The following is a 15,873-nucleotide window of genomic DNA, read 5'->3' as shown; positions in this document are numbered from 1 at the left end:
GTTCCTCGGTGTTCAGTGCGCCTCGGGAGCGAGGACGACGGTTCTGGTGGGAGTGACGACGCCGGTGACCGGCTGATCGTGCAGGTCGCGCGGCACCTCGTCGACGAGTTCGGAGTCGAAGAGCACGGCGTACACCGGCGGGCGGTTCTCCATCGAACCGAGGGTCTTGTCGAAGTACCCGCGGCCCCAGCCGAGGCGCATGCCTGCGGCGTCGACCGCAGCGGCGGGGATGACGAGCAGATCGACGTCGCTGACGGCGATGGGGCTGAGCACTTCGCCGATCGGCTCGGGCACTCCGAAGAGGCCGTCAGCGACGGCGGCCCCCGGTTCGGCGACGACCCAGTCGAGCAGGCCGTCGTTGCGGCTGATCGGCAGGAGCACCCGGACTCCCGCCGCGACGGCTTCGTCGATGAAGGCGCGGGTGCCCGGCTCGGTCGGCGCCGAGAGGTAGCACGAGATCGAGCGGGCGCCCGTTCTGGCCACCAGCTCGCGAAGCTGCTCGCGGATGCCGTCGGCGGCCGACTCGCGCGCGGCATCCGACATCCCGTACCGGCGTTCGCGGAGGTCCGCCCGCAGCGCGCGCTTTGCGTTGTCGATCGCGTCGGACATGCCCCCGATTGTAAAGGCTGTGCGCGTTAGGGCTCGTCTGCGGCACCTGATCGATATGGTGGTCCCATGTCTCAGCAGCGCATCAAGGCGGTCATCCCCGCCGCAGGCCTCGGCACCCGTTTCCTTCCCGCCACGAAGGCCATGCCGAAGGAGATGCTGCCCGTCGTCGACAAGCCGGCGATCCAGTACGTCGTCGAAGAGGCGACCCAGGCAGGCATCGATGACGTCCTGATCATCATCGGGCGCAACAAGAACAACCTGTCGAACCACTTCGACTCCGTTCCCGAGCTCGAGCACAACCTCACGCGCAAGGGCGATGACGTCAAGCTCCGCAAGGTGCAGGAGTCGTCCGACCTCGCCGACATCCACTTCGTCCGTCAGGGCGAGCCGAAGGGTCTGGGGCACGCGGTGCTGCGTTCCCGCGCCCACGTCGGGGACGCGACGTTCGCCGTCATGCTCGGCGACGACCTGATCGACGAGCGCGACCCGCTGCTGCCGAAGATGCTCGCGGAGCAGGAGCGCTCGGGTCTGACGGTCGTCGCCCTCATGGAGGTCGACCCCGACCAGATCCACCTCTACGGCGCCGCGGCGGTCGAGCCGACCGACGACCCGGATGTCGTCAAGGTCACGGGGCTCGTGGAGAAGCCGAAGAAGGAGGACGCACCCTCCAACTACGCGATCATCGGTCGTTACGTCCTCAAGCCCAACGTGTACGAGATCCTCGAGCGGACCGAGCCGGGCAAGGGCGGCGAGATCCAGCTGACGGATGCGCTGCAAGAGCTCGCGACGACCGAGGGCGTGCTCGGCGTCGTCTTCCGCGGACGCCGCTACGACACGGGCGACCGGCTCGACTACATCAAGGCGATCGTTCAGCTCGCCTCCGATCGCGATGACCTCGGTCCTGAGCTGCGGCCGTGGCTGAAGGACTTCGTCGGGACCCTCTGACACGAGAACGGGAACGCGCGTGGAGGCCACCGCACCCCGCCACCACGGACCGGTGGCCATACGGCTGATCAGGCCGCGCGACGCCCGCACCCTGCAGTCCGAGCTGCTGGCGAACCGTTCGTGGCTGCAGCGATGGGAGGCGACGAGCCCCGATGGCCCCGTGTCGTTCGACATGCGGCTCGGCATCCGGCGTCTGCTGCAGCAGTACCGTGACGGCAGCGGAGTGCCGTTCGTCATGGAGCATGAGGGCCAGATCGCCGGTCAGCTGAACGTCTGGGGCATCGCGCGCGGTTCGCTGTCGTCGGCGACGATCGGTTACTGGGTGAGCGAGCGGTTCGCCGGCAAGAGCATCACGCCGACCGCCGTCGCCCTCGCGACGGATCTCTGCTTCGAGGAGCTGCGGCTGCACCGCATGGAGATCTGCATCCGTCCCGAGAACCGGGCGAGTCTGCGCGTCGTCGAGAAGCTCGGATTCCGCTACGAGGGACTGCGCCGCCGCTACATCCACATCGACGGCGACTGGCGCGACCATTTCGCCTTCGCGCTCGTCGCAGAGGAGGTGCCTCGTGGTGTCCTCGGGCGTTGGCTCGAGGGCGCTGTGCCTCCCGACGCGGCCACCGTCCCGCTCGCGGACCGCCGCGCGGCGGGTCTCGAACCTTAAAGTTGAACAAGAACTTCAGACACGGGTGTGTCTGAAGTGTCACCACGGAGGATGCCACGTACGGTTGTCCCCATGGGTGGGCAGGTTCTCGGCGGCGGCGTGATCGTCCTCGTCGCGGTCGCGTTGTGGATGGTCTATCTGCTTCCGTCCTGGCACAGTCGTTACCGCTACGACGCCGCCGAACGCAACGCCGTCCGCCTGAACCAGGCGCTGCGCGTGCTCGCAGAGACCGCTGAGGCGCCCGAAGAGGTGCGGGTCGAGCTTTCGACGCGCACCGCGCTGGCGCAGCAGAAGCTCGCCCGCCAGGTGCAGCACGAGAAGGAGCAGCTGCGACTCGAAAGCGAGCGCCGCCAGCTCATCGAAGCGCGCCGTGAGGTGCGCGCCGCGCGCACCGCGCGCATGACGTCGCCCGAGCACCGGGCTCGTGTCCGCCGTCGGCTCCGCCTCGCGACGACGATCGTCGCTCTGCTGGCCGCTGGCGCGACCGGCGCCGGCGGATGGATGTTGACCTCGTCCGGATCGGCCGCGCTGCTGGTCTCGGGCCTCGCGACTCTGCTCGTGGCCACGGTCGTGCTCAACCGCATGGCTGCGGTAGCTCGACGCGCCGCCCGCTCCGCCGTCGTCGCCCCGACTGTCACCGCTCGTGTCGAGCCGGAGTCGGCCGTCGTGCCCGAGTTCGAGTTCGCCGACGCGCGTGCCACCTGGACGCCGCGCGAGCTGCCCCGCCCGCTCACTGCTTCCGCCGGTTCGCGCGCCGCGGCCGTGCTCGACGAGGTCGACGCGCGTGAAGCGCTGCGCCAGGCCGCGGTCGGTGAGGCGATCCAGCGCGAGGCCGCGCGCCGCGCGCCGGCATCCCTCGACGCCAGCCGGGCCGCCAAGGCACCCACCCCCGCATTCGTGCCGACCGGTCAGGTCGACGACGCGCAGATCGAGGATCACGTCCGGCGTCTGCTCGCGCAGCGCGCGGCCGGCTGACGCCCGACTCAGCGCTGGAACAGCACGCGCCCGTTCCCCACGACGATCTCGCGCTCGGGTGTGCGCACGAGCGCGTCCATCGGGTTCTCCGCGTCGACGAGGATGATGTCGGCGCGCGAGCCCGCTTCGATCCGGCCGACCGGCAGTCCCGCGAAGGGGGCCGAGCCGCCCGTCGCGATGTCGACCACACGGCGCAGGTCGTCGTCGCGGACGAGGCTCGAGGCGCGGGCGTACTGCCAGGCGATGCCGAGCAGGTCGCCGGTGCCGTAGGGGCTCCACAGGTCGCGGATGCCGTCGGTGCCGAAGCCGAAGCGCACGCCCGCGGCGTCCAGTTCGTGAAGCGGCAGCTGGGGGAGGCGCAGGGGCGCGACCGTCGTCATCGTGATGTCGAGCGCGGCCATCGCCTGGAGCAGGTCGCGCCGGTGCGTCGCGCCGACCTGCGCGAGCGCGAATCCGTGCGCGATGTTGACGCGTCCGGCGAGACCGAAACGCTCGGTGCGCTCGATGATCAGCTCGATCTGGAACGCGCCGAGCTCGGCGGGGTCGTGGAGGTGCAGGTCGATCCCGACGCCGCGGTCGGCGGCGACGCGGAAGAGCGCGTCGAGCTGGCCGACCGGGTCGCGATCGATCGTCGCGGGGTCGAGGCCTCCGATGAAGTCCGCGCCGGCGGCGGCCGCCTCGTCGAGCAGGTCGATGACGCCGGGGCGGCGCAGCACGCCGTCCTGGGGAAAGGCCACGATCTGAACCTGAAGCGCTCCGTCGTACGCGGCGACCGCTTCGCGCACGGCCTCGATGCCGCGCTGGGCGACGCCGAGGTCGACATCGACGTGCGTGCGGATGGCGGTCGTGCCGTGACGGACGAACTGCTCGAGAACGTGTGCCGTGGTCGACACGCTCGGGATGCCCAGCTCGTCGCGACGGGCGCGCTCGTGGCGGATGCGGCCGTCGGTGCCGCCCTCGCCGCCGTACGACTGCCAGGGGAGTCCCCACCACGACTTGTCGACATGAGCATGAGCGTTGACGAGGCCGGGCAGCGCGAGCGTGCGCCGGCCGTCGATCTCGAGGCCGGTGTCGCCCGCGTCTGCGGGCGGCGCCTGCGGCGTTGCCGGCTCGACCGAGGTGATCAGGCCGTCGGCGATGCGGATGTCGACGGCGGAGGCGTCGGCGACACGGACGTTGCGAATCAAGGATGCCGCGGGGTGGAGCATCCCTCCATTGTGCGCGCACGGACCAGCCCCGACTGCGTGATAGTGTGGGAGAGTTCCGGGCCTGTGGCGCAGTTGGTAGCGCGCTTCGTTCGCAATGAAGAGGTCAGGGGTTCGAATCCCCTCAGGTCCACCGAAACGAGAAACCGGCATCCATCAGGATGCCGGTTTTCGCATATGCGGAAAGTCAGCCGGCGACGAGCTGCTCCCGGGCGACGTCGACGAGGATCTGGTGCATCGCGCGCTCCCCGGGCGGGCGGACGCGGTCGCTGCGATGCGCGACGACGACGCGCCGCGAGGGTGCGTCCTGGCCGAGGCCGACGATACGGACGTCCGGCCGTGCGGACTGCACCGCCGTGCGCGGAGCGAGGGCGACGCCGAGGCCGACGCTCACCATTGCGAGGGCTTCCTGGTAGTCGTTGGCCTCGAACGCGATGGTCGGGCTGAATCCGGCGGCCCGGCAGCTGCGCTCCAGGACCTCGGCCACCGGGTGGTCGCGCTTTCGGACGATCCACTCCTCGTGTCGGAGCATCGACATCGTCGCGTGGCGGGTGCGCCCGAGGCGGTGGTCCTGCGAGACCACCAGCACTGTCGGGTCTTCGAACAGGGGAGTGATCGAGAGGTCGGGCTCGTCGATGCGGTTCCACTCGTAGTCCCACAGCAGCGACAGGCCGATCGTGTTCTCCTGCAGAGCGGCGACGAGTTCGTCGAACCGGGCGCTGTGCACGTCGAGGCGCACATCGGGGTAGTCGCGCCGGAAGCGGCTGATCGCGACCGGCATGAGCGTAGTGCCGATCGTCGGGAACGTGCCGACTGCGATGCGGCCGCGCCGCAGACCTGCGAGCTCGCCCAGCTCGGACTCCGCTGCCCGCAGCCGGCGCAGGATGTACCGGGCGTGCCCGGCGAGCAGCGCGCCCGCCTCGGTGGCCGTGACGCCGCGCGGCTGGCGCCGCACCAGCGGCTGGCCGACCTCTTGCTCGAGCCGCTGCAGCTGTTGCGAGAGCGCCGAGGGTGAGTACCCGAGCGTCTTCGCCGCTGCGGTCAGCGACCCGTGATCGAGGATCGTCACCAGGACAGCCAGTCGTCGCACATCGAGCATGGGGGCCTCGCTTTCCGCCTCCACCGTACAGGCGAGAGCTCGCACGCTGAAAGCGGATGAAGCGATGCTTCACGATCACGGCTGACCCGGGCGACACTTTCGGCCGGACCGCTCGCGTGAATGCCGGGATTCTCCGCGCCAGCAGTATGAAGGATCACTTCACGGGCGTGAAGTGATCGGTCATTTTGCTGCACGAAGCTGCAGACGAGCATGGATGCCGACACCTCAGGAGGCGGCCATGTTGGAGATTCCGGCGACACTCATGCGGGGCGGGACCAGCAAGTGCTGGGTGTTCCGCCGCGACGAGCTGGAGCGTGTCGGCGCACCCGTCGACGACATCCTGCTGCGCCTGTACGGCAGCCCCGACGAACGGCAGATCGACGGCCTCGGCGGTGGCACCTCGACCACCAGCAAGGCCGTGATCCTGGCACCGAGCCGGCGAGACGACGCTGACATCGACTACACCTTCGCCCAGATCGGTCTCGCCGACGGCCGGGTCGACTGGTCGAGCAACTGCGGCAACTGCTCTGCCGCCGTCGCGCCCTACGCCCTCCACGCCGGGTGGCTCGCGCCGCGCGGTGATCGGACCGCGGTGCGCATCTTCAACACGAACACGGGTCAGCTGATCGTCGCCGAGGTGCCGACGCCCGGAGGCATGTTCGACGAGTCCGGCGACACGCACATCGTCGGCGTCCCGTTCGCGGGCCTCGAGGTCGTGCTCTGGTTCGTCGACCCGGCCGGCCGGACCTCGGGACGGCTGCTTCCTTCCGGCGTCGCGCTGGAAGAGATCGACGGTGTTCCGGTGACCCTGATCGACGGCGGCGCGCCCGTCGTCATCGCCGAGGCGACGGCGCTGGGCCTGACCGGCCTCGAGACGCCCGCCGAGATCGATGCGCGACCCGAGCTGCTCGCCCGCATCGACGGTATCCGTCGAGAAGGCGCCGTCCGCATGGGGCTCGCGGCGACCGCCGTCGCCGCGCTGAAAGCGGTGCCCAAGGTCGCCCTGGTGTCGCCCCGCAGCGCGGACGATCACGACTTCGGGGTCACGATGATGTCGATGGGCAAGGCGCACCCGGCCATTGCGATCACCGGCAGCGTCGCGCTGACGCTGGCGGCGGCGACTCCCGGCACCGTCGTGTCGAGGATGGCCGCGCGAGGCGCCGCCGACGTCACCTCGCTTCGCACGCCGTCGGGTGTCGTCAGCACCCGCATCGGCCGACACGGCGCCCTGCCCGCGGTCGGCATCACCCGCTCGGCACGGCGGCTGGCGGATGCCTCCGTCACCCTGCCGCTGGAGCAGCTGCCCGATCACGCATCGGGACTGGTCGAGGAAGCCCTCCTCGTCCGATGATCAGATAGGCGGTCGGCCTCGCCGAGGCGCAGCCGGCCGCCGCCAACCCCCGTTGGGAGACAACGATGTCACCAGAACTCATCTCGATACTCGCGTTGTTCGCGATGGTCATCATCGCCACCGTGCGGCCGATCAACATCGGCATCCTCGGATTCATCGGCACCTTCCTCGTCGGAACGCTCGTGCTCGGCCTCGACGAGAAGCAGATGCTCGCGGGCTTCCCCGCCGACCTCTTCCTCACGATCGTCGGCGTCACCTATCTGTTCGCCGTCGCGAAGCTCAACGGCACCGTCGACCTCATCGTCGACCGCGGCGTCCGCCTCGTGCGGGGCCGGACGGCGCTGGTGCCGTGGGTGCTGTTCGGGGTCGCCGCGATCCTCACGGCCATGGGCACGTTCCCGCCGGCCGCCGTCGCCCTCGTCGCCCCCGTCGCGCTCAGCTTCGCCGCCAAGCACGGCCTCGACCCGCTGCCGGTGGGAATGACCGTCGTGTACGGGGCGCTGGCGGGTTCGCTCTCGCCGATCTCGGTGCTCGGCCTGCTCGTCAGCGGCATGGTGGGCGACACCCCGGGCTTCTCGCCCATGGTGCTGTTCGTGACGGCGTTCGTCTACTCGACGCTGATCGCGATCCTGACGCAGCTGTTCTTCTCGTGGAAGAACCGGCTTCGCGGGGGAGCGTACCCGGGCGCTGCGGACAGCAGCACCGGTGATGGCGGCGCGGTGCCCGGACCCCGCGTGCCCGCAACGGGGAACATCTCCGTCGGCGGCGCCGAGCAGGGCTCGGTCCTCACTCTCACGCAGACCCTCCAGACCCCTCGCGTGCGGACGACGCCGGCTCAGGTTCTGACGCTGCTCGCCCTGCTGGGGCTGGCCGTCGGGGCCATGGCGTTCCACCTCGACATCGGCATCCTCGCGCTCGTCGCCGGCACCCTGATCACCTTCATCGAGAAGAAGCACCTCACCGCGGCGGTCGAGGGCATCAGCTGGTCGACCATCCTCCTCGTCGCCGGCATGATCACCTACATCAGCATCGTCGAAGAAGCCGGCGCGATCGAGTGGGTCGCGAACGGGATCGGCAGCCTCGGTTCGCCCCTCATCGGTGTGCTCGTGCTCTGCGTCATGGCCGGTGTCGTCTCGGCGTTCGCCTCGTCGACGGCGGTCATCGCGATCTCGATCCCGATGCTCCTGCCGCTCATCCAGGACAGCCCCGTCGCCGGCGGGATGGCGATCTCTGCGGTCGCGATCGCCGCGAAGGTCGTCGACGTCTCGCCGTTCTCGACCAATGGCGCGCTCGTCCTCGCGAACGCCCAGAACGTCGACCCGCCCGCGTTCTACCAGCGGATTCTGCGGTACTCCGGGGTCATCGTGCTGATCGGGCCGTTCCTCGCCTGGGCTGCGCTCGTCGTGCCGTTCTCGCTCTGACGGATCCGGGCGCGTACGGTGGCAGCCGTGCGCGTCGCGAGCCGGTCGGCGAGGGGGCGTAGAATGCATGCAACTGAATCGATCCCCCGGGAGGTTTCGTCCATGACCACCTACAACGTCGGCGTCATCGTCGGCAGCATCTCGTCGACCTCGATCAACCGTCGTCTGGCGAAGGCGCTCACCAAGCTGGCCCCGCAGGCCGGGCTCGAGCTCACCGAGATCCCGATCGCACCGCTGCCCTTCTACTCGGCTGACAACGACGCGTCGATTCCCGCCGAGGCTGCCGAGTTCAAGGCTGCGGTCGAGAAGGCCGACGGCGTCATCATCGTCACCCCCGAGTACAACCGCTCGGTGCCCGGCGTCCTGAAGAACGCTCTCGACACCGCGAGCCGTCCGTGGGGCGACAACAGCTTCGCCGGCAAGCCGTCCGCTGTCATCGGCATCTCCATCGGCGCGGTGGGTACCGCCGTCGCGCAGCAGCACCTGCGCTCGATCCTCTCGTTCCTCGCGTCGCCCGAGCTCTCGCAGCCCGAGGGCTACCTGCAGCTCACCGAGGGGCTGATCGACGACGACGGCACCGTCACCAACGAGTCGACGTCAGAGTTCCTGCTCTCGTGGCTGAAGGCCGTGCACGCGCACGTCGCGAAGAACCTCGCTGCCGCCAGCTGATCAGCAGACCCCTCTCGACAGGGCGCCCGACCACACGGTCGGGCGCCCTGTCGTCGTGATGCACCCCGGCGCATGGTGTCGTCGCCGGTAGGGTGACAGGCGTGACGCGCCCTCCCGAGACCGACGAAGCCCAAGCGGTGCGCGCTCTCGGCGCGACCGTCCGTGACTCGCGTAAGCGCCTCGGGCTGAGCGTGCACGCCCTCGCGGAGAAGGCGGGAGTGAGCTTCGGGCTCGTCAGCCAGCTCGAGCGCGGAATGGGCAATCCGTCGCTCCAGTCGATCCATCGACTCGCGGGTGCCCTCGGTGTGCCGGTCGGCCAGTTGCTCGACGAGCCGGCGGGGGAGCTCGCCGTCGTGGCCGCCGGCCAGGGGCACCGGATGCCGCCGATCGCCGATATCCCCGCCGATCAGCAGTCGGTCCGCGAGCTGCTGACGCCGCGGGGCGAATCGATGCTCCAGCTGATCCGGTCGACCCTACCGGTCGGATTCAGCAATGAAAGCCGTCCGTTCCGCCACATCGGCACCGAGACCGTCACGGTCGAGCGCGGGGTGCTCATCGTCGCGCAGGGCGAGCGTCGCGTGCGGCTCGAAACCGGCGACACGGTGACCTACGGCTGCTCCGAGGCGCACTGGTGGGCCAACGGCCACGACGACGTCACGGTCGTGCTCGGCGCCGTCACGCCTTTCGAGCGCTGAGATCCAGGCGCAGATCGCTCGCGCGCAGCTCCACGAGCCGGTGGAGTTCCGCGAGCGGGTCGTCGTGGTCGTCGACCCGGAGGTCGACCCACGCGTCGCCGGCGACACCCGACGACGTCACCATGACCGCGGCGCTCTGGCGTCCCCGGCGATCGCCGCCCTGCGCTTCACCCGCCGCGAGGACGGCGACGAGGCGCGCAGCGAAAGCGGCTGCATCGGGGGCGGGCGTGATCGTCGGGTCTTCGTCGCCAGCCAGCCATGCGTCTCGCATGGCGCCGAGCACGTCTTCGCCCGTCAGCAGGTTGCCGGCGACGATCAGGTCAGTCTCGACGAGGTGGCCGCTCCACGGCGACGTGTCCGCACCCGTGTGCGCTGCCCCCGCGCCCGCCGCCGGCAGAACGGCGGCCTGGCGCAGTGCCGGCTCGTCGTCCCAGCGGGGGATGAGTGCGACGGCATCCGCTGCGGATCCCGACGCGACCGCGTCGAGAAGTCGGCCCCGCAGCGCCCGATTGGTCCATGCCTGGCTCGCCGCCGCGCCGACACCCCGCCGCACATCGATGACGGCGTTGCCCACGGCGAGCGACTTGCTCGCCGTGGCAGCGCCGATCAGGTCCGTACGACCATCGCGTGCCAGGACGGTGAAGGTCATGCGATTCCTCTCGCGGGGCGATTGTGAAGATTCTGTTTCGAGTTGGGCGTGCGCTTGTCGCCCTCCCTCATGGTGGCACATACTGATCGAATCATCATCAAAATGATGCACCAGCGATGATGCCCCGACCGATGACCCGATAGGCAGACCATGAACAAGCGCACCGCATTCGGCGCCGTGACCCTCGTCGCGGCGCTCACCCTGGCCGGTTGCTCCGCGGGCGAAGGCGTCGATATCGACGGCGCCGCCGGCGTCGAGGGCGACGTCCTCGTCGCGGCCATCGGCGGTGAACCCGACCAGCTCGACCCCCATCGCACGAGCTCGTACTTCGCGTTCGAGGTGCTCGAGAACGTCTTCGACACACTCGTCGCCCCCGACGAGAATCTCGAGATGCAGCCCGCCCTCGCCGAGAGCTGGGAAGTCAGCGATGACCAGCTGACATGGACCTTCGATCTGCGCGACGGCGTCACCTTCCACGACGGCTCCGACTTCACGAGTGCGGATGTCGTCTACTCCTACGACCGCATCATCGACGAAGAACTCGCCAACGCGTGGAAGTTCAGCGCGGTCACCGACGTCACCGCTCCCGACGACGACACCGTCGTCATCACCGTCTCGCAGCCCACGCCGAACCTGCTGAGCAACCTCGGCGGCTTCAAGGGCATGGCGATCGTGAAGAAGGAGAACGTCGAGTCGGGCGACATCACCACCGCGCCGATCGGCACCGGGCCTTTCTCGGTCGCGAGCTACACGGCCGGCGACCGCATCGAACTCGCCGCCAACGAGGACTACTGGGGTGGTGCACCCGAGCTCGGCGGTGTCGAGTTCCGCTTCATCTCGGAGCCGGCCACGGCTCTCGCCGCACTTCGCGCCGGAGACATCCAATGGACCGATGTCGTGCCGACGCAGCAGGTCTCCGACCTGCAGGGCGACGACGCCGTGCAGCTCGGCCTCACCCCCTCGAGCGACTACTGGTACCTGGCCCTGAATGAAGCGCGGGGACCGTGGAGCGACGTGCGGGTGCGGCAGGCGATCGCGTATGCGATCGATCGGGACGCGATCGTCCAGGCGGTCAGCTACGGAACCGCCGCGCAGAACCAGCTCGCGATCCCCGAGCAGAGCGTCTGGTACACCTCCTACGACCGGTACTCGACCGACCTCGACACCGCTCGCGGGCTGCTCGACGAGGCCGGCTTCACCGGCGGAACGCTCGACCTGCTCGCGACGTCGGACTATCCCGAGACCGTCACGGCCGCGCAGATCATCGCCGCGAACCTCGAGCCGCTCGGCATCGACGTGCAGATCCGCCAGCCCGACTTCTCTACCTGGCTCGACGAGCAGAACTCCGGAAACTTCGACATGCTCATGATGGGCTGGCTCGGCAACATCGACCCCGACGACTTCTACTATTCGCAGCACCACACCGAGGGGGCCAGCAACGCGCAGAAGTACTCCAACAGCGAGGTCGACGGACTGCTCGACGCCGCTCGCGTCGAGGTCGACCAGGACGCGCGCAAGGGCCTCTACGCCCAGGCCGCGACGATCATCGCCGACGAGGCCAGCTACATCTACCTCTACAACCCGTCGGTCATCCAGGTGTGGTCGCCGCAGGTCTCGGGCTACGAGACGCGTGCCGACCGCGCCATCCGGTTCGACGACGCATCGATCGGCGACTGAGGTGACGCCCTCGAGCAGCACGGTCCGTCCGAGAGGAGGCCTCATGAGAATCAGCCCCGCGCGTATCGCCCGGTTCCTCGGCGTGCGCCTGCTCTCGTCGGCGCTCGTGCTGCTCGGGGTCGCCGTCGTCGTCTTCGCCCTCATCCAGCTCGTGCCGGGCGACCCGGTGCGCCTGGCCCTCGGCACGCGGTACACGCCCGAGGCCTACGAGGCCCTGCGCGCGGCATCCGGCCTCGATCGCCCCCTGTGGGAACAGTTCTTCGGCTACCTCGGCAGCGCCGTCACGGGTGACCTCGGGGTGAGCTTCCGCAACGGGCAGCCGGTGACCGTAACGCTGCTCGACCGCCTGCCCGCGACGGTCTCGCTGGCTCTGGTGGGTCTCGTCATCGCCCTCGTCCTGGCCGTCCCCGCGGGAATCCACTCGGCGCTGCGCGAAGGACGCGTGAGTGATGTCATCGTGCGGCTCACCAGTCAATTCGGCGTCTCGATCCCGGACTTCTGGCTCGGGATGCTGCTCATCTCGCTGTTCTCCGTGACGCTCGGCTGGCTGCCGGCGAGCGGCTACGTCGCCTTCGGAACGGATCCCGGCGGATGGCTGCGACAGGTGTTCCTGCCGGGGCTCACCGTCGGCCTGGTCGCGGGGGCGATCATGACCCGCTACATCCGAGCGGCCGTCATCGACGTGGCGTCGGCAGGATACGTCCGCACCGCGGTGTCGAAGGGGCTTCCGCGCCGGGTCGTGACATTCCGGCATATCGTGCGCGGAGCCTTGGTGCCGGTTCTGACGATCGCCGGTATCCAGCTCGCGACGATCCTCGGCGGAGTCGTCGTGGTCGAAGTCGTCTTCGCCTGGCCGGGTCTCGGACGTCTCGTCTTCGAAGCCGTGGCTGCCCGCGACTATCCGCTCATCCAGGGAGCCGTCCTGCTGGTGGCTGTGATGTTCATCGCCGTCAACCTCATCGTGGACGTGCTCTACGTGATCGCCGACCCGAGGATCCGAGTCTCATGACCATCGATGCCTCCGCCACCCCCGAGCCCGCCACGGCACCCGCCGTCGCCGACCGCGGCCGCACGCCCGCCTGGCGTCTGTTGCTGTCCAACCCGACGACGGTGGTCAGTGGTGCCGGCCTGTTCGCCATTGTGCTGCTCTCGGTGCTGTCGGGCTGGATCGCCCCCTTCGGCATCAACGACATCGACGTCTCGCGCGCGTTGCAGCCCCCCGGCCCCGACCACTGGTTCGGCACCGATGAACTCGGTCGCGACGTCCTCTCGCGCGTGCTCGTGGCGGGGTCGACCTCGCTCACGATCGCGGTGGTCGCCGTGCTGTTCGCCCTCGTCCTCGGCCTCGCGATAGGCGCCGTCGCGGGTTACCGCGGCGGCTGGGTGGATGCCGCCCTCATGCGGGTCGTCGACGTGATGTTCGCGTTCCCGGTGCTGCTGCTCGCGCTCGCGATCGTCGCGATCTTCCAGCCGGGCCAGGTGACGACGACGATCGCGATCGGCATCGTCTACACCCCGATCTTCGCGCGGGTGGCCCGAGCCAGCGCGCTGTCGGTGCGCACCTCTGCGTTCGTCCAGGTGTCGCAGACGATGGGGACGCCCGGGTGGTGGATCCTCACCCGCCATGTGCTTCCGAACATCGCCGGTCCCGTCGTCGTTCAGACGTCGCTGTCGCTCGCCTTCGCGATCCTCTCCGAGGCGGCGCTGTCGTTCCTCGGGCTCGGGGTGCAGCCTCCGGCGCCATCGTGGGGAGGGATGCTGTTCACCGCGCAGGGCTTCCTCGGCCAGGCCTGGTGGATGAGCGTCTTCCCGGGGGCCGCGATCTTCGTCACGGCGCTCGCCTTCAACCTCGTGGGCGACGGCCTGCGCGACATCCTCGATCCGCGTCAGCGGACCCTGATCGAAGCGAGGAGGGCGCGATGACCGCCGCTGCTCACCCGGTGCTCTCGGTGCGCGATCTGCGCGTGGCCATCGGAACGAAGGAGATCGTTCACGGCCTCGGCTTCGACGTCATCGCCGGCCAGACGCTCGGCATCGTGGGCGAGTCGGGGTCGGGCAAGACGATGTCGGTGCTGGCGGCGACCGGACTCATCGACGCCCCGGGGGCCCGCGTCAGCGGATCGAGCATGCTGCGCCGCCGGAACGATGACGGCAGCATCGATGCCGCGGGCGTGGAGCTGGTGGGCGCATCCGAGCGCACGCTGCGCAGCGTGCACGGCGACCGCGTCGGTTTCGTCTTCCAGGACCCGTCGACGTCGCTCAACCCGTTCCTGACCGTGGGTCGGCAGATCACCGAGTCGCTCGAGACCCATCGGCGTCTGTCCCGCCGCGCGGCGCGCACGCGTGCGATCGACCTGCTCGACGCCGTCGGCCTGCCCCGACCCGACGAGCGTGTCGACGCCTACCCGCACCAGTTCTCCGGGGGGCAGCGTCAGCGCGCGATGATCGCGATCGCGCTCGCCTGCGATCCGGCGCTCCTGATAGCCGACGAGCCGACGACCGCCCTCGACGTCACCACCCAGGCCCAGATCATCGACCTCGTGCGCGAGCTCCAGAACGAGCGCGGTACCGCCGTGGTGTGGATCAGCCACGACCTCGGCGTCATCGGGCAAGTGGCCGACGACGTCCTGGTGCTGCGCGAGGGACGGACCCGCGAGCACCGACCCGTCGAAGACGTCTACGCCGCCCCTGAAGACGACTACACGCGCGAGCTGCTCCACGCGCGGCCGCGGATCGTGGCCGATGCCGGTCCGCCCGAGCCCGCGGCATCCGAGTCCCTTCTCGAGGTGACGGATCTCGATGTGTCGTTCACGATTCCGACTCCCACCGGACGCCGTACCATCCACGCCGTCGACGGGGTGTCGTTCTCGGTGCGACGCGGCTGCACGACGGCTCTCGTGGGCGAGTCGGGGTCGGGCAAATCGACGATCGCGAATGCGCTGACGGGTCTCGTGCGACCCGACTCGGGCACCGCGACGCTCGCCGGACGCGACGTTCTGCGCTCCGGGCGGCGCGACCGCCGGCGGATCTCCATGGTCTTCCAAGACCCGTTCGCCTCGCTCGACCCTCGGCGGAGCGTCGGCGACGCCATCATCGAGCCGCTGGCCGTGCACCGGCTCGGCGGGCCGACCGCCGCCGCGCGAGAGCGGCGCACCGCAGAACTGCTCGACATGGTCGGTCTTCCCGCGGCGTTCGCTACCCGGTTCCCGCACGAGCTGTCGGGCGGGCAGCGTCAGCGCATCTCGATCGCTCGCGCCCTCGCCCTCGAACCGGAGCTGATGATCCTCGACGAGGCGACGGCGTCGCTCGACGTGTCTGTGCAGGCGCACGTGCTCGACCTTTTGCGCGACCTGCAGAGCGAGCTGGGACTGACGTACCTCTTCATCGCCCACGACCTCGCGATCGTGCAGCAGATGAGTCACGACGTGGTCGTGCTGCGGGACGGCAAGGTCGTCGAGTCGGCCCCTGCCCGGCGCATCTTCGCCGAGCCATCGGACGAGTACACCCGGCGACTCCTGGCCGCTGTGCCGCCCGAGGAGCCACGGGCCCGCCTGACGCTCTCGTGACGCGAGGCCGGAAGGGGTTCTCCGGCGATGGTCGGGTTCGTTCAGGTGCGAGGCGTAGCATGGTCGGCGGGGTTCGGACCGCGGCATCCGATGTGCCGCCGCCCGGCCCGTGATCGACGGCAGATCCTCATCTGCCCGTCATCGACCTGCGAGAAAAAGGAAGCGAGGTGAGGTGCTCAATGAGCGGTGATAGTTGCCATCGCGAGATCATCAGCGCCGAGCCCGCTGCCGGCCCGCTCGTCGACCGAATCGACTTCTGAGCGGACGAGCCGCGGTGCGACGCGCCAGCAGGCTTCGCGATGTTCTCCGTGCCGTCGTCTTCGTGACGATGCCACGGATGTGCGCGCGTCC

At 69.5% G+C, this 15,873-nt stretch carries 15 protein-coding genes and 1 tRNA gene; 12 read left to right on the top strand and 4 right to left on the bottom strand.

Annotated features, from left to right (window positions below; all coding sequences use genetic code 11):
* Positions 1–12: 12 nt before the first annotated feature.
* Positions 13–609 carry a 5-formyltetrahydrofolate cyclo-ligase gene (locus MTS1_RS12815; RefSeq protein WP_023954641.1) on the bottom strand — a complete coding sequence of 199 codons (597 nt, stop codon included), beginning with the start codon at positions 607–609 and terminating at the stop codon, positions 13–15.
* 66 nt (positions 610–675) lie between these two features.
* On the opposite strand from MTS1_RS12815, the gene galU reads away from it, so the two are divergent.
* The 3 genes from galU (at position 676) to MTS1_RS12800 (ending at position 3,190) form a co-directional block, all read left to right on the top strand.
* Entirely contained in the window at positions 676–1,554 is an 879-nt protein-coding gene (galU, locus tag MTS1_RS12810) for a UTP--glucose-1-phosphate uridylyltransferase GalU (protein ID WP_023954639.1), read from the top strand.
* 19 nt (positions 1,555–1,573) lie between these two features.
* On the top strand, positions 1,574–2,215 hold the full coding sequence (locus MTS1_RS12805; RefSeq protein ID WP_023954637.1) for a GNAT family N-acetyltransferase: 642 nt from the start codon (positions 1,574–1,576) through the stop codon (positions 2,213–2,215).
* 72 nt (positions 2,216–2,287) lie between these two features.
* Positions 2,288–3,190 carry a hypothetical protein gene (locus MTS1_RS12800; RefSeq protein ID WP_023954635.1) on the top strand — a complete coding sequence of 301 codons (903 nt, stop codon included), beginning with the start codon at positions 2,288–2,290 and terminating at the stop codon, positions 3,188–3,190.
* Positions 3,191–3,198: 8 nt separating this feature from the next.
* Here the strand turns inward: MTS1_RS12800 and MTS1_RS12795 are convergent, their stop codons facing one another.
* A complete protein-coding gene (locus tag MTS1_RS12795; RefSeq protein ID WP_023954633.1) occupies positions 3,199–4,398 on the bottom strand; it encodes an amidohydrolase family protein in 1,200 nt (399 codons plus the stop codon).
* 57 nt (positions 4,399–4,455) lie between these two features.
* On the opposite strand from MTS1_RS12795, the gene MTS1_RS12790 reads away from it, so the two are divergent.
* Positions 4,456–4,528: transfer RNA gene (locus tag MTS1_RS12790), tRNA-Ala, on the top strand.
* 54 nt (positions 4,529–4,582) lie between these two features.
* Here the strand turns inward: MTS1_RS12790 and MTS1_RS12785 are convergent.
* Positions 4,583–5,494, bottom strand: a complete 912-nt coding sequence (locus MTS1_RS12785) for a LysR family transcriptional regulator (RefSeq protein WP_023954631.1) — start codon at positions 5,492–5,494, stop codon at positions 4,583–4,585.
* Positions 5,495–5,732: 238 nt separating this feature from the next.
* Here MTS1_RS12785 and MTS1_RS12780 point away from each other — a divergent pair, with 238 nt between their 5' ends.
* The 4 genes from MTS1_RS12780 (at position 5,733) to MTS1_RS12765 (ending at position 9,630) form a co-directional block, all read left to right on the top strand.
* Positions 5,733–6,845: a PrpF domain-containing protein gene (locus MTS1_RS12780; RefSeq protein ID WP_023954629.1), complete on the top strand. Its 1,113-nt coding sequence runs from the start codon at positions 5,733–5,735 to the stop codon at positions 6,843–6,845.
* Positions 6,846–6,910: 65 nt separating this feature from the next.
* The gene (locus MTS1_RS12775; protein WP_023954627.1) at positions 6,911–8,266 is read left to right on the top strand and encodes an SLC13 family permease; all 1,356 of its coding nucleotides are present in this window, start codon (positions 6,911–6,913) and stop codon (positions 8,264–8,266) included.
* 102 nt (positions 8,267–8,368) lie between these two features.
* Positions 8,369–8,935, top strand: a complete 567-nt coding sequence (locus MTS1_RS12770) for an NADPH-dependent FMN reductase (RefSeq protein ID WP_023954623.1) — start codon at positions 8,369–8,371, stop codon at positions 8,933–8,935.
* A 101-nt stretch (positions 8,936–9,036) separates the two neighbouring features.
* Positions 9,037–9,630, top strand: a complete 594-nt coding sequence (locus MTS1_RS12765; protein WP_023954621.1) for a helix-turn-helix domain-containing protein — start codon at positions 9,037–9,039, stop codon at positions 9,628–9,630.
* Here MTS1_RS12765 and MTS1_RS12760 read toward each other — a convergent pair.
* The gene (locus MTS1_RS12760; protein ID WP_023954619.1) at positions 9,611–10,279 is read right to left on the bottom strand and encodes a DUF1028 domain-containing protein; all 669 of its coding nucleotides are present in this window, start codon (positions 10,277–10,279) and stop codon (positions 9,611–9,613) included. The two genes, MTS1_RS12765 and MTS1_RS12760, sit on opposite strands and share 20 nt — an antisense overlap.
* Before the next feature lie 150 nt (positions 10,280–10,429).
* Here MTS1_RS12760 and MTS1_RS12755 point away from each other — a divergent pair, with 150 nt between their 5' ends.
* Genes MTS1_RS12755 through MTS1_RS12740 form a run of 4 tightly spaced genes read left to right on the top strand, consistent with a single transcriptional unit; the run spans position 10,430 to position 15,522 of the window.
* Positions 10,430–11,956 carry an ABC transporter substrate-binding protein gene (locus MTS1_RS12755; RefSeq protein ID WP_023954616.1) on the top strand — a complete coding sequence of 509 codons (1,527 nt, stop codon included), beginning with the start codon at positions 10,430–10,432 and terminating at the stop codon, positions 11,954–11,956.
* A 43-nt stretch (positions 11,957–11,999) separates the two neighbouring features.
* Positions 12,000–12,965: an ABC transporter permease gene (locus tag MTS1_RS12750; RefSeq protein ID WP_023954615.1), complete on the top strand. Its 966-nt coding sequence runs from the start codon at positions 12,000–12,002 to the stop codon at positions 12,963–12,965.
* Positions 12,962–13,879: an ABC transporter permease gene (locus MTS1_RS12745; protein ID WP_023954614.1), complete on the top strand. Its 918-nt coding sequence runs from the start codon at positions 12,962–12,964 to the stop codon at positions 13,877–13,879. The genes MTS1_RS12750 and MTS1_RS12745 overlap by 4 nt, the downstream gene beginning before the upstream one ends.
* Entirely contained in the window at positions 13,876–15,522 is a 1,647-nt protein-coding gene (locus MTS1_RS12740) for an ABC transporter ATP-binding protein (RefSeq protein WP_023954613.1), read from the top strand. Before MTS1_RS12745 ends, MTS1_RS12740 begins: the two co-directional genes overlap by 4 nt.
* The last annotated feature ends 351 nt before the right edge of the window (positions 15,523–15,873 follow it).

It is taken from the genome of Microbacterium sp. TS-1, assembly GCF_000509385.1.
In the GTDB taxonomy this organism is placed as follows: Bacteria; Actinomycetota; Actinomycetes; order Actinomycetales; family Microbacteriaceae; genus Microbacterium; species Microbacterium arborescens.
This window is presented reverse-complemented; position numbering and strand designations above follow the sequence as displayed.

Bases quoted from the DNA above. Each gene is read 5' to 3' on its own strand.
- MTS1_RS12815 (WP_023954641.1), bottom strand. From the start codon at position 609: ATGTCCGACGCGATCGACAACGCAAAGCGCGCGCTGCGGGCGGACCTC.
- galU (WP_023954639.1), top strand. From the start codon at position 676: ATGTCTCAGCAGCGCATCAAGGCGGTCATCCCCGCCGCAGGCCTCGGC.
- MTS1_RS12800 (WP_023954635.1), top strand. From the start codon at position 2,288: ATGGGTGGGCAGGTTCTCGGCGGCGGCGTGATCGTCCTCGTCGCGGTC.
- MTS1_RS12795 (WP_023954633.1), bottom strand. From the start codon at position 4,398: ATGCTCCACCCCGCGGCATCCTTGATTCGCAACGTCCGTGTCGCCGAC.
- MTS1_RS12785 (WP_023954631.1), bottom strand. From the start codon at position 5,494: ATGCTCGATGTGCGACGACTGGCTGTCCTGGTGACGATCCTCGATCAC.
- MTS1_RS12780 (WP_023954629.1), top strand. From the start codon at position 5,733: ATGTTGGAGATTCCGGCGACACTCATGCGGGGCGGGACCAGCAAGTGC.
- MTS1_RS12775 (WP_023954627.1), top strand. From the start codon at position 6,911: ATGTCACCAGAACTCATCTCGATACTCGCGTTGTTCGCGATGGTCATC.
- MTS1_RS12770 (WP_023954623.1), top strand. From the start codon at position 8,369: ATGACCACCTACAACGTCGGCGTCATCGTCGGCAGCATCTCGTCGACC.
- MTS1_RS12760 (WP_023954619.1), bottom strand. From the start codon at position 10,279: ATGACCTTCACCGTCCTGGCACGCGATGGTCGTACGGACCTGATCGGC.
- MTS1_RS12755 (WP_023954616.1), top strand. From the start codon at position 10,430: ATGAACAAGCGCACCGCATTCGGCGCCGTGACCCTCGTCGCGGCGCTC.
- MTS1_RS12750 (WP_023954615.1), top strand. From the start codon at position 12,000: ATGAGAATCAGCCCCGCGCGTATCGCCCGGTTCCTCGGCGTGCGCCTG.
- MTS1_RS12745 (WP_023954614.1), top strand. From the start codon at position 12,962: ATGACCATCGATGCCTCCGCCACCCCCGAGCCCGCCACGGCACCCGCC.
- MTS1_RS12740 (WP_023954613.1), top strand. From the start codon at position 13,876: ATGACCGCCGCTGCTCACCCGGTGCTCTCGGTGCGCGATCTGCGCGTG.